Raw genomic sequence first — 12,681 nt, 5'->3', positions numbered from 1 at the left:
CAACCGCCTCCTGTCGCGCCTTGACGCGGTTCCACAGAACGTCGTCGATGATGCGCAGCTCGGGGACTTCGACAATCTCCCGCTTTGCCTGAGGGTTGATGCGGGCGACGCGCTTGCCGGTGCCCGGATCCTTGACGAACTCGCAACGTCCCCATTCCAGAACGCCGGCATAGTTGGCGTTGTTGAGGATACCGGCCCCGCGGGCGACCTGTCCGCGAATCGTGGTATCGACCCATTTTCTCCTCCTGGGGCCTGGAACGTTCTCATCGTTCAACAGGCGGGCGATGGCGCGGGGGCTCATGCCGTCGGCGTACAGCGTGAAGATGCGGCGGACAACGGCGGCCTCGTCCGCATTGATGCGGCGGTACCCGCCACCTGCCTTGTCGCCGTCGACGACGTCGTATCCATAGGCTTTGCCGCCGGGAATACGTCCCTCCTTGGCGAGGCCGAGATGGCTGCGTCGGGTCTTCTGACCGGTCTCCTTGAGCTGCACCTGTGCCATCATGCCCATGATGGCGATGTGGAGCGTGGTGATCTCGCCAAGGTGCGGCGTGTACAGCTTGATATTGTGGAAGTTGAGGCGGTCATAGAGATCGGAGGTGTCCGCCAACCGTCGGCCCAGACGGTCGATGCCCTCCGACACCACGACATCGAAGCGGCGGCGCCCGGCATCATCCACCAGCTTCAGAAAGCCCGGGCGGTGCCGGGAGGCGCCGCTGATCGCCGCGTCCGTGTAGGTGTCGACAACCTCCCAGCCCTGTTGGACGGCGTAACGCCGGCACAGCTCGATCTGGTCGGCGATCGATTCCTGGCGCTGCTTGTCGGTCGAGTAGCGGGCGTAGATCACGGCACGGAGTCGGGGGTGGTGGAGGACGGTCATCGCAGGGCCTTCAGGGAGAACGCGATCAGGGCGGCGAGAAGAACAAGGGCGAGGGCGGCAGCGAACGTCATGAAGCCGGCCTGGGACGGCCGCCGGCGCATCTCATGGCGCGCCAGAATGCGGGCCAATCCGAGCAGCTTCTCGAGCGGAGCGGCCCGCGGCTCCTGCTGGGGCGGCTGGACAGCGGGCGCCGTCGTCGCGGCGGTGGAGTCGGTGGTGTGGGTCACGGGTGGAAAGTCCATGGTGGGAGCGGCCATGACGATATGGTCCGATGGTGGCAGAAGCGGAAACACAGCGGCAGATCGGCGTCGCCGACGCCAACCCGGTCATCGGTGCGGTCAGGAATCGGGCGGCGCGGCCATGGCCGGCAGCCCCAGCGAGCCCTGCTTGCCGGGCTTCACCTTGCCACCGGCTTCACGATGGGCGGATGCCGCGAGCGTCGCCGCCAACGGTTCCAGAACCTCCAGCCGCCCCCGCAGGCGGGCGTTCTCGCGGCGCGCTTCGTCCAGCGCCTGCTCCACCTGACGCTTGGCGGTCAGTTCAGAACGCAGCTGGTCCAGCTGCAGCACGGAGCGCAGGAGGGCAGCCTTTTCTTCCGACAGAAGGCGGTTCACGGTCTCCACAGCGGCTTGCGCGTCCGCCGCCTGCCGCTGCCAATCCTTGATCTCCGCGGACATCCGGGTCAGCGCCGCGTTCTGCTGGGCGACCGTCACCGCCAGCTGGTTGCGGTCTTCCATGATTCGGTCGTGCTCCTGCGCCAGATCCTCGTAGCCCTGCTCCTGTTCAGCGATCTCGGTCGTCAGAGCGTGAAGTTCGCTCCGGCAAGCAGCGCTTTCACTCTGCAGGGCTGCCAGCGCGGTGGTGTGCTGTTCCGCGGCGAGGAGCCTCTCCTCCTGCCGCAGGGCGTCGATCGACGCGATGAAGGCCGTCAAGGTGCCGTCGATGGCACGCCGCATCTGCTCGGCCGCGGCGCAGGACTGGACGTCGACCGGCCCTCCTGCGAACGCATCGCGCGACGCGCTGACCGCGCCCTTCTGAATGACGAAGAGGTGAGGGGCGGTCTTCCTGATGTCATGGATGAAGCGCGATACGTCGCGCAGGGAACCCCCGCCAATTTCGGCGCGGATGCGGCGGTATGACGGATAGGCGTGGTCCTTCGACACGATCTTGCTGACCGCTTCCGAGACGGACTCGTGCGTGATCAGGGGATGGGTGGGCTGGGAGCAGGACATCCAGAACCTCTGCGGGGACTACGGTTTGGGCGGCCGTGCCGTCGGCCGGCTGAGTATCTGGATGAGTTGCGATGCCAGGAAAGGGCTGCGGCGACGGAATCTTGACGGTTCCGGTCCAAGCCGGCCGATTGTGAGGTGATACCGCGGTAGCGCTACCGGGTAGCGACACCTGATACCGGTGTTACCGTCGCCAACCACGTCGATCCCACCCCTCCGCCTGCGGGCCGCTCAGGTCCACCATTTCACCCAGGCGGTGCAGAAAATTGCCCGGCGCCCGATGCGGCGGGGCGGAACCCTCCATACGCTTCCTTCTGAACCAAGCTGCCCGGGCGTCGGACCTCCGGCCCTCGCTACGGGCAGCCTCGAGCGAAGAAGTGTGCAGTTAGGCGTTGCGGCGGGCCGCAACGCCTCCGGGGCCGGCCGGGGCCGGTTGCCGGATCGACGACGACTGCGGGGAGGTGCCGATGCCGTGGCGGACTTGGGATACTTTCGCATCGAACAGGGCATGCTCTCCCGTGGCGCCGGCGCGAAGGCCGGAGCGTCGGCGGCCTACCAGTCCGGTGGCCGGTTCCGCACCGTCATCGCAGCGGCCGCTTACCAGGCTGGGGTCGGTCTGACCATCGGCGCCGACCTGCGGGAGGCGTGGGCGGCGAAGGGGCAGGATCCTGTGTCGGCGGTTGCGGACTTCACGGGCAAGTCGGGCGTTCACCACATTGCAAGGGTTGCGCGGCAGCGTGGCGTCGCCCTGCAGCCTCTCCAGCCGTCCAAGCCCCGCATCCGTGACGAGTATGTGAGGTGACAGGCAGCGGTCGGAGCGCGTCGGCGTTGCGTCCACCCGGTGTGGCGGCTGCCCTACGGGCCGCCACACCGGGCGGTCGCAACTCAGGACGACCGGCAATGATGACCACCCCAGTGCGGAGCGGCGCAGCCCTGGCCGCGTGCATCGAGGACGACGCGATCATCCGTGTGATTCCGGCGGAACAGAGCGCGGCGACCATGAAGTTCGTGGACTGGCTTCAGGAAACCCTGCAGCGCTGGGCCTGCGGGCAGCGCGGCGCCGCCGAGCGGCGGAAATTGGACATGATCGTCCAGGCAGCGGAAGCGATGGGCTACCGACTTTCCCTGACCGTGCAGGACATCTTCGACATCGTAGAAGACCTCGACACGGCTCTTGACGCCGGCCTGCTTCTGCTCCGCGGTTTCGACCGCCCAGTCATCCGTGTCCATCTCGTGAGCAAGGGCGCTGCGCAGTAGGTGGGGGCACCGGAGCGTTACGGCGGGTTCCGCTATAAGGACCCACCGCGTTCCGGCTCCTAATACGAGCTCCCTGCCTCGACCCATGGGGCAGGGAGCTTTCTTTTCGGCAGGGCACGTTGCTGGTCCCGAATGCAAACGGATGCAGAACTTGGCGGAAGGGGCCGCCATCCCGGCGAGACCGGGAGTATCCAGCCGAGCTGTCCCGCTTCTCCGTTCAACATCTGCCGATCGCCCAATCCGCTAACCCCTTGGCCCGGTTGCTGATTTTCACAACAGGGTCCAGAATTCTGCCGATGTGCCTGCCGATCCATGGTCAATCCGCAAGCCTTTGATCGCGCGCGAAATTTTGAGGTTCCAGGTTACCAGCCTTGCCGATCCTCGCCGCGGCGTCGAAGATGCGCCCTGCGTCCAGGGAAGACCGGAGACGGCTCGCCGGTCGGTGTGGAGTTCGGGGTGTGACAGCCTCTTCCGGCGCCGGTACTCTGCCGGCAAGTGGAAGGGTGGGAGGACGGCGGTAGGGTGGCGCCTGAGGCGGGTGTGAAACCCGGCGGCGCCTTTCTTCTCCGCGCGGTCGCCATTGCGCCTATTGGGGCGATGCATCAACCTGTGCCGGGTAATGCATTGCAATCTTCCTTTGTTCAGTAAATTACCCGCGTGGTGCCAAATGCGCAATGACACGAGAGTATGGGACGAATGGCACGTCCTGCTCGGTCTTGAGTCGGGTTAACGAAGCCAAGCATACAATCACTGTCGGTTGCATTGCTGGCGGGATTTTGGCAAGCTCGCGACCCCGCCCATCTGCGTTCCCGCCACCTTAGGACTCCCATGGCCGCGCGATCTGCCCCCCTGTTGACGCCCGGTATGCGGGTACTGTGCCGTGATGCCGAGTGGCTGGTGACCAAGGCGGAAAGCCTGAACGTTGCGACGGGGTCGCAGATTGCCTACTGCCTTGGTGCGGACGAGATGGTGCGCGGGCACGAGGCGGCGTTCGTGACCGACCTCGACGATGTCCAGCCCATTGACCCGCGGGACACCCGCCTGACACGCGACAGCAGCCACGGCTTCCAGAAGGCCAAGCTGTTTCTCGAAGCGCAGCTGCGACAGATGCCGTTGACGGCCGCCCATCCCGATGTGGATGGCATCGGCGCCTTCCGGCCGATGCCGTTCCAGGTTAAGGCGGTGGAGAAGGCGCTGCGGCAGATGCGGCCGCGGCTTCTGCTGGCCGACGCGGTTGGCCTGGGCAAGACCATCCAGGTCGGCATGATCCTGGCGGAGATGATTCGCCGCGGCCGTGCCGCGCGCATCCTCGTGCTGGCCAAGAAGTCGATGCTGACCCAATTCCAGTCCGAGTTGTGGAACCGCTTCGCTATTCCACTGGTCCGCCTCGATTCCACCGGCCTGGCCCGGTTGCGGCTGCGCATCCCCGCCTCGAAGAACCCGTTCGAGGTCTACCATCGCATCATCGTCTCCATGGACACGCTGAAGGACGTCGGGCGCTATCGCCATTTCCTGGAGAACACCCGCTGGGATGTGGTGGTGATCGACGAGGCGCACAACGTTGCCGGCGCCACCAACCCCGACCGCAACTACAGCTATCGGCTGGCCCGCCTCTTGTCGCGCCGTGCCGACAGCATGATCCTGACCACCGCCACGCCCCACAACGGTCGCAAGGAGACATTCGGGCGCCTCATTGCCCTGCTCGACCCTTCGGCGATCCCGGACCCCAAGTACCGGCAGTACACAGCGGAGGACATCAAGCCCTTCTTCCTGATGCGCTTCAAGGAGGACATCCGGGCGGAGGCCGGTGACGATTTCGCCGCCCGCCATGTCGTCCCGCTGGCCGAGACGACCGCCGATGCCGACGAGCGGGAAGAGGCCGTGTACGACCGCCTCGCCAGGTTGCGGCGCGACGGGGCGGAGGGCGACCGCAACGCCATCGTCCGCTGGGGCCTGTACAAGAGCTTCCTGTCGAGTCCCGAAGCCTGCCGCTCGATGGTCGAGACCAGCCTGCGCACGCTCCAGCGCAAGCGGGGGGAGGAGGCGGACATCGCGGCGCTGGACGGGCTGCGGGGGGCGCTGGAGACGCTGTCCATCACCGGCTCCACCCGCTACCGCCTGCTGGTCGACCAGCTCCGCCGCATTGGCTGGGACGGCGGTCCAGCCAGCCCCCGTGTCCTGCTGTTCACGGAAAGCCGCGTAACGCAGGAGGCGCTGACCCGCGCGCTTGCCGCCGAGTTCAAGCTGCCCTGGTCCGAACGGCAGGAGGACCAGCCCGGCCAGGTGATGGCCGCCATCCACGGTGGCATGTCCGACGTGTGGCTGGGCCGGACGGTCGAAGCCTTCGGCACGGGAACCGCCGCGATGCGCCTCCTCGTCGCCACCAACGTCGCGTCGGAAGGCGTCAACCTGCACCATCACTGCTGGCACATCATCCATTACGACCTGCCCTGGTCGATCATCACGCTGATTCAGCGCAACGGCCGCATCGACCGCTTCGGCCAGACGCATACGCCGGAGATCCGCTACCTCATGGTCCGCACGCAGGCGGGCGAGCTGCAGGGCGACGGCGCGATCTTCCAGCGCCTGATCGAAAAGGTCGAGGAGATCAACCGCACGGCGCGCAGCGGCGAAAGCGTGCTGAAAATCTATGACGCCGACGGGGAAGAGACCTTCGTGGCCGAACGCGGCCTGCTGGCCGGCGACCCTGACCTCTTCGACCGGGAGCAACCGGCGGCCGGCGACGATGCCGTGGCCGAGGCGCAATCCATGGAGGCGCTGCTCCGCAAGGCGTCGCTCGACGCCATGGACGATCTGGCGGACCTGTTCGGTGACGACGAGCCCGCTCCGGCCCCCCCGGTCCCGGCCGATGCGGCCGAGCCGGCCCCGGCCGCCCCCGGCGACGCGTCGCGCATCCGCCTGTACGATGAGGCCGCTTTCCTGGAGGAGGGCTACGCCTACCTGTCCCAGCAGACCGGCGACCGCAGCTATCATCCCATCGAGAAGACGGGCAAGCAGGTGGTCCTGACCCCGCCGGCCGACCTGCGCAGGCGCCTGGGCGATCCGGAGGCCGGGCGTGACGTGATCTTCGGTGCGACCGCCATTCCCGAAGAGGCGTGGACCGACGACCGCCGCTTCCGCCTGACCGTCGATCCCGGCCGCGTCGATCTCGCCATCCGCGCCGCCCGCAACCTGCGCGGCCAGTGGAGCGAGGAGCTGCTTCTGACCGAGCTGCACCCGGTCTCCCGCTGGCTGGCGGAGCGGCTGATGATGCTGATGCCCCGCGGCGAAGCGCCGATGATCGCCTCCCCCTACCTGCCGCAGGGCGAGATGTGCTTCTGCTTCATCGGTCAGGTCAGTTCCCGTGCCGGTACGCCGCTGATCGTCGATGCCCACGCCGTCGTCATGTCCAAGGGCGGCGGCCGCGCCATCCGCCCCCTGCACACGGCGCTGGAGGCGGCCGGCTTCAAGGATCTCGCCGACACCGGAAAGCACGGCACCCTGCCGGAACCGCTGCTGCGCGGCTTCGTCAAAGGGGCGGTCGATGAGAGCCTCGACTATCTGGCCAACCGCCGGAGGGAGCGTCAGGCCGAGGTGAAGCCGTTGCTGGAGCGCGAGGAGCAGCGCCTGAACAACTGGCTGGCGCGCCGGCGCGCGCGGATCGAGGAGGAACTGGCGGAGCTGAACCCGACCGGTGCCGCCGCCATCAAGAAACGCCAGGACCTGGAAGAGAGCGAGAAATACGTGAAGGATCGGGCGCAGAACTGGCGTCGGGCCCATTTCGAGGCCGCAGACCACCCCACCACCCGTCTGGTCCTCGCCATCGAAGGGGTGCGCTGATGCCGCTCGACACCTCCGTCAACAATGTGGGCGAGTATTACGCCGCCCATTACCTGGAACACCAGTTCGTCAAGGACATCGCCGGCGCCGTGAAGGCGTGGCGGGAGCTGGGCAGCCGCGGCGTGCCGCGGCGGCTCCAGGCGCTGGGCGACACCTATTTCAAGGCGAAGGCCCAGGCGCTCGACCATGACGTGACAGCCCATCGCGCCGCCACGACGGAGCCGGAATTGGCCGGCTGGCACGATGTCCTTCTCCGCGCGCTGGGCTACACTCCGGCACCGGAGTCGCTCGTGCTGGTGGCGGAGAAGGCGGCGCTGCCGGTGCTGTGCCGGCTGACCCGCTACGGCAAGCCGTGGCTGGTGGCGGCGGAGACGCCCTTCTGCCTGCCCGACGCCGCCCTGCCGGCCGATTGGGGCAGCGAGGAACCGCTGGAGGAAGAGGTCCCCGGCGGCGCCGCGCCCGACGGCACGCGCCACTTGCAGGCATCCTGGGGCGAGGCGGTCGGCCGCCTGCTGCGGGAGGAGGACAGCCCGCGCTGGGTGCTGCTGCTGTCGGGATCGCTGATCCACCTGTTCGACCGCTCCACCTTCGCCCAGGGGCGCTGGCTGCGCTTCGACCTCGACGACGCCTTCGGCCGCAAGGAGCCGGCCTCCTTCGAGGCCATCGCCGCGCTGCTGTCGGTCGAAACCCTGTGCCCGGACTCCGAATCCGCTGCCGTCCTGCACGACACGCTGGAGGGGCAGAGCCACAAGTTCACCCACGGCGTTTCCGCCAAGCTCCAGGGTGCGGTGCGCCGCGCCATCGAGGAGGTGTGCAACGGCTGGGTCGATCACCGCCGGGCACGCAAGCTGTCCTACACCACCCTGGCGCAGGGCGAGCCGGACCTGCCCGGCGGCGGGCGCGAGGTGACGGCCGACCATCTGCGCCACGAGGCGCTGGTCTTCGTCTACCGCATCCTGTTCTGCCTGTATGCCGAGGCGCGCGGCGGCGAGCTGGGCATCCTGCCGATCAACGACGACGTCTATCGCCTGGGCTACAGCCTGGAGGCGCTGCGCGATCTGGCGGATGCCGGCGAGATGCCGATGCAGTCGGAGAACGGCACCTATTACCACAGGCACCTGAAGACGCTGTTCCGCCTGATCCACCAGGGCTTCCAGCCGAACCGCGCGCCGGCCCCCGCCGAAGCGGCCGAGCCGTGGGCACCGGTCAAGCCGGAACAGCTCACCATGTTCAGCGACGGCCCGGTGGCCCCCCGCCAGCTTCGCCTCGATCAGGCCGGGCGCAAGGTGATGGAGACCGACGAGGGGCTGGGCGGCGCCTTCATGGTCCGTCCGCTGACCGCCACCCTGTTCGATCCGGAAGCCACCCCGCTGCTGGACCGCGCGGAGTTGCCGAACATCCGGTTGCAGCGGGTAATCCGCGCCCTCAGCCTCGGTGCCGACGAGAAGGGCAGGTCCATCGGCCGCATCAACTATGCGGAGCTTGGCATCGTCCAACTCGGCGCCGTCTATGAAGGGCTGCTGTCCTACAGCGGATTCTTCGCGGCGGAGCGGCTGATCCAGGTTCACCGCGCGCTGGACAAGAAGCGCGCCGCCGGCCCCGCCGCCGAGGACGAGGATGCGGCGGACGAGGCGGACGACACCGACGCCGCCGAAGACATCCCCGACGACATCCCCGAAGACATCCCCGGCGATGGCGCAGAGGATTGGAACGGGGAGGCCGCCGAATCCACCTTCGCGCTTGGCCGCGCCGCGGAGGGCGGCGGACCCGGCGGCGTCAAGGCGATCTACGACGACGACATCCCCGCCGATGTCCAGACCTGGTTCGTGCCGGTGTCGCGCGCCGGCGAGTTCCGCGAGGGCGAGATCGTGCTGGAGCGGCGGGGCCGCAAGCCGCGCGAATATGTGCCGGGCGAATTCATCCTGCGCCTGACCGGCGTGGACCGCGCCAACTCCGCCTCCTACTACACGCCGGAGGTGCTGACCCGCTGCCTCGTGCGCGAGGTGCTGAACGAGCGGCTGAAGGATTTCGGCCCGGCCGACGCCGACCGCATCCTGGAGCTGACGGTGTGCGAGCCGGCGATGGGCTCCGCCGCCTTCATCAACGAGATGTGCGACCAGCTGGCCCACGCCTATCTGCGGCTGAAGCAGGAGCAGACCGGCCGCAGCATCGAACCCGGCCGTTACGACGACGAGCTGCGGCGGGTCAAGCACTACATCGCCACCCGCAACGTCTATGGCGTGGACCTGAACCCCACGGCGGTGGAGCTGGGTGGCCTGTCGCTGTGGCTGGGCAGCATGCACCGCCTGCTGGTCCGCAAGGGGGAGGGGGCGCGGCCGGACGTCTACCGCGTCGGCGCCGTTCCCTGGTTCGGCCTGCGCCTGCGCGCCGGCAACAGCCTGATCGGCGCCCGGCGCGCGGTGTGGACCCCCGAGCAGCTGCGCAAGGGCGACCATTACGGCAAGGACGCCGCCGCCCCGCGCACGCTCAAGCCCGGCGAGGCGCGGCAGGCCAACGAGATTTACCATTTCCTGGTCTGGGACGAGGACATGGTCCCGGCCTGCCGCGACAAGCTGATGAAGTCCTTCTGGCCGGACGAGTGCAAGCTCGGCGCCGACTGGACGAAGGCCCAGGTCAAGAAGAAATGGAGCGAGGACGAGATCGCCGCCGCCAAGGCGATCAGCGCCGCCATCGACGATCTGTGGGCGCAATACGCGCGCGACCGCGCCGCCGCGCTGACGGCCACCGCCTGCACCGCCAGCGTCTGGCCCACCCCGTCCGACAGCGACGAGGCCCTGCGCCCCGGCCCGACGCTGGAGCGGCAGGAGGAAACCCGCCGTACGCTGGAGAAGACCTCCGGCGCCTTCCAGCGCCTGCGGCTGATCATGGACACCTGGTGCGCCTTCTATTTTTGGCCCATCGCCCAGACCGACGAGCTGCCGACGCGCGCGGCGTGGCTGGCCGGGCTGAAGATCCTCTGCGGCGTCGACATCGGCAGCACGCAGGCGCGCGGCATGCTGGCGATCCAGCTGGGCCTGCAGATGAACCTGGAGGTGCTGTTCGAGGCCGCCCAGGGCGAATTGCCGGATGTCGAACAGCTGTGCGAGGCCTTGCCCTGCCTGCGCGTCGGCCGGCAGGTGTCGGAGCGCCAGCATTTCCACCATTGGGAACTGATCTTCACCGAACTGCTGGGGCCGGCGGTGGACGGGCTGCCGGTTCCGCGCGGCATCGACCTGATGGCCGGCAATCCGCCCTGGATCAAGGTGGGCTGGAACGACGCGCCGCTGCTGTGCGAATTCGATCCGGCGCTGGGCGTCGGCGGCGCCAAGAGTGCGGGGCTGAACCGCGCCCGCCCGAAGCTGCTGGAGAATGGGGAGCGGAAGGCCGAGTACCGCGCCGTGTTCGAGGTGGGCGAGGGCGTGTCGGCCTTCCTGAACGACCGCACGATGTATCCGCATCTGACCGGCGTGCAGACGAACCTCTACAAGAACTTCATCGAGAAGAGCTGGGACCTGCTGGGTGAAGAGGGCGTGGCCGGGCTGCTGCATCCGGAAGGCGTGTTCGACGATCCGAAGGGCGGCAAGTTCCGCGAGGCGTATTACCGGCGGCTGAAGGGGCATTACCAGTTCAAGAACGAGTTGGCGCTGTTCCAGGATGTCGATCACCACATGGCATTCAGCGTCAATATCTACGGTGGACGAGCCAGCGATATCGCATTCGATGCTGTATTCAATCTGTTCCATCCCGAAACAATAATGAAGTGCCGTGCGCCCGCTCACCCTGGCGCGCCGTTGCCCGGCATCAAGTCGGACGCTGGAAAATGGGAAACGGCGGGGCACCCGGATCGCCTTGTCACGATCACTGAAGACAGCTTGCAGAAGCTGGCAGCATTGTTCGAGGAATCGGATTCGGCGTCCGTCCAGGCACGTTTGGCCCAAATTCATGGCCGCCCAGTCCTGACTGTGCTTGAGAAAATCGGGCTAATTGAAAAAAGGCTAGCAAATCTCGCAGGAGATTATTTCGCGACTACGATGTTCGACGAAACCTACTGTCAGCGCGATGGAATCATCACTCGCTCTGAACGGCCAACGAATCAACCAAAGACGGCCGACGAACTAGTGCTGACTGCGCCGCTCATTGCATCAGGTTGTGCGATCAGCAAGACGCCGCGAACCGTTTGCACATTGCGGAGCCACTACGACGAAACCGACCTGACCACGATCCCGGATGCCTACCTGCCCCGAAGCGTATACCGGCCTGGTGACGCGGACGGCGACCAAGGTGAGTTTTTGGACAACATCGACGAATGGCCGAAGTCGACATTGCCCGGTTTCCATCGCATTCCGATTGATGAAGTTCATTTTTGGGAACGGCTGTGTGGAGAGTCGTTGCGATTTCATGGCATCGATGCCACCGCACCCGGCGCACGAACGGCAAAGGATTATGCCTGCTTCTGCGTGGCGGAGGGCGACGTCAAGAGCGCTGTGTTCTGGCTGACGCAGAACGATGGAGATCCAGGCTCACAGGAGTTTCGAAAACTATTCAGCACGGTCAGGTTGAAGCAAGACGCTTTTCCCGACCTTGAGCGGCTGCCCAGGCCATTGACTTCCTATTTCCGCTACGTGAACCGGGAAATGGGGTTCGTTGGGAATTACCGGACTATTTTTCCTGCGATCATTCCCCCTGGGCCGTCGCATATTCATGCGGTTTTCTCGATTACATTTCTCCGTGAGGCCGACCTGCTGAACTTCACCGGGGGCAGCCTATCCGTACCGATAGACTTCGCCGTGCGGGCCATGGGGAAGCAGCATATCAACCAAAGCCTCGCCAAGCATTTCCCTATCTTCTCGGCTCCATACTCTGACCTCATCGCCGCCCGCACCCTCCGCCTCGTCTCGGTGACGAACCACTACGCCCCCCTGTGGGAGCGCAACGTCACCGGGGAGATGCGCGCCGACGGCTGGGCCTACGACGACCCGCGCCTCGTGCACGAGCATGAACTGCCGTGGGACGCTCTGCCGCCGGTGTGGGAGCGCGGCTGCGCGCTGCGCAGCGACTTCGCGCGGCGGCAGGCCCTGCTGGAGATCGACGTGCTGGTGGCGCAGGCGCTGGACCTGACGCTGGACGAACTGCTGACCATCTACCGCGTCCAGTTCCCGGTGATGCGCCAGTACGAGAACGCCGACGAATACGACGCGCGCGGGCGGCGCCTGCCCAACACCGTGCGCAAGGATCCCGGCGCCAAGGAACTGCGCAGCGCCCGCCTGAGCCATGACGGGACCAGCCCGATCACCGTGTCCTGGCCGGTGGACAACGGCAACGCCACCGTGACCAAGATTTTCCACCCGCCCTTCACCCGCGTGGACCGCGAGGACGACTACCGCCGCGCCTGGGCCGCCTTCGCCGCCCGGTTCGGCGTCGCCGCATCCTCCACGCCCTCCGCGCCCTCAGCCACCGCCGACGCGGAGGATTGAC

General features: G+C 66.9%; 7 protein-coding genes (1 of these 7 only partly in view). 4 read left to right on the top strand and 3 right to left on the bottom strand.

Annotation, left to right across the window (positions count from 1 at the left end; translation table 11 throughout):
* The 3 genes from AL072_RS14130 to AL072_RS14120 form a co-directional block, all read right to left on the bottom strand.
* Positions 1–880, bottom strand: the 5' portion of a protein-coding gene (locus AL072_RS14130) for a recombinase family protein (protein WP_060721716.1). Its footprint begins 293 nt before the window's first position; only the first 880 of its 1,173 coding nucleotides appear in the window; the start codon lies at positions 878–880; its stop codon lies beyond the left edge, outside the window.
* Complete coding sequence (locus AL072_RS14125; RefSeq protein WP_045582703.1) at positions 877–1,137, bottom strand: hypothetical protein; 261 nt, start codon at positions 1,135–1,137, stop codon at positions 877–879. Before AL072_RS14125 ends, AL072_RS14130 begins: the two co-directional genes overlap by 4 nt.
* An 81-nt stretch (positions 1,138–1,218) precedes the next feature.
* Complete coding sequence (locus AL072_RS14120) at positions 1,219–2,112, bottom strand: hypothetical protein (RefSeq protein WP_045582704.1); 894 nt, start codon at positions 2,110–2,112, stop codon at positions 1,219–1,221.
* A gap of 505 nt (positions 2,113–2,617) precedes the next feature.
* Here AL072_RS14120 and AL072_RS35315 point away from each other — a divergent pair.
* From AL072_RS35315 to AL072_RS14100, 4 genes are all read left to right on the top strand, one after another.
* Positions 2,618–2,911 carry a hypothetical protein gene (locus tag AL072_RS35315; protein ID WP_200909857.1) on the top strand — a complete coding sequence of 98 codons (294 nt, stop codon included), beginning with the start codon at positions 2,618–2,620 and terminating at the stop codon, positions 2,909–2,911.
* A gap of 98 nt (positions 2,912–3,009) precedes the next feature.
* Complete coding sequence (locus AL072_RS14110; protein WP_045582706.1) at positions 3,010–3,366, top strand: hypothetical protein; 357 nt, start codon at positions 3,010–3,012, stop codon at positions 3,364–3,366.
* A gap of 864 nt (positions 3,367–4,230) precedes the next feature.
* Entirely contained in the window at positions 4,231–7,206 is a 2,976-nt protein-coding gene (locus AL072_RS14105) for a DEAD/DEAH box helicase (RefSeq protein ID WP_045582707.1), read from the top strand.
* Positions 7,206–12,680: a hypothetical protein gene (locus AL072_RS14100; protein ID WP_052710045.1), complete on the top strand. Its 5,475-nt coding sequence runs from the start codon at positions 7,206–7,208 to the stop codon at positions 12,678–12,680. Before AL072_RS14105 ends, AL072_RS14100 begins: the two co-directional genes overlap by 1 nt.
* The last annotated feature ends 1 nt before the right edge of the window (position 12,681 follow it).

Source organism: Azospirillum thiophilum (assembly GCF_001305595.1).
GTDB lineage: Bacteria > Pseudomonadota > Alphaproteobacteria > Azospirillales > Azospirillaceae > Azospirillum > Azospirillum thiophilum.
Note: the sequence above shows the minus strand (reverse complement) of the source record. Positions and strands in the feature narration are given on the sequence as shown.

Coding starts and splice junctions, on each gene's coding strand:
- AL072_RS14120 (WP_045582704.1), bottom strand. CDS start 2,112: ATGTCCTGCTCCCAGCCCACCCATCCCCTGATCACGCACGAGTCCGTC.
- AL072_RS14110 (WP_045582706.1), top strand. CDS start 3,010: ATGATGACCACCCCAGTGCGGAGCGGCGCAGCCCTGGCCGCGTGCATC.
- AL072_RS14125 (WP_045582703.1), bottom strand. CDS start 1,137: ATGGCCGCTCCCACCATGGACTTTCCACCCGTGACCCACACCACCGAC.
- AL072_RS14100 (WP_052710045.1), top strand. CDS start 7,206: ATGCCGCTCGACACCTCCGTCAACAATGTGGGCGAGTATTACGCCGCC.
- AL072_RS35315 (WP_200909857.1), top strand. CDS start 2,618: ATGCTCTCCCGTGGCGCCGGCGCGAAGGCCGGAGCGTCGGCGGCCTAC.
- AL072_RS14105 (WP_045582707.1), top strand. CDS start 4,231: ATGCGGGTACTGTGCCGTGATGCCGAGTGGCTGGTGACCAAGGCGGAA.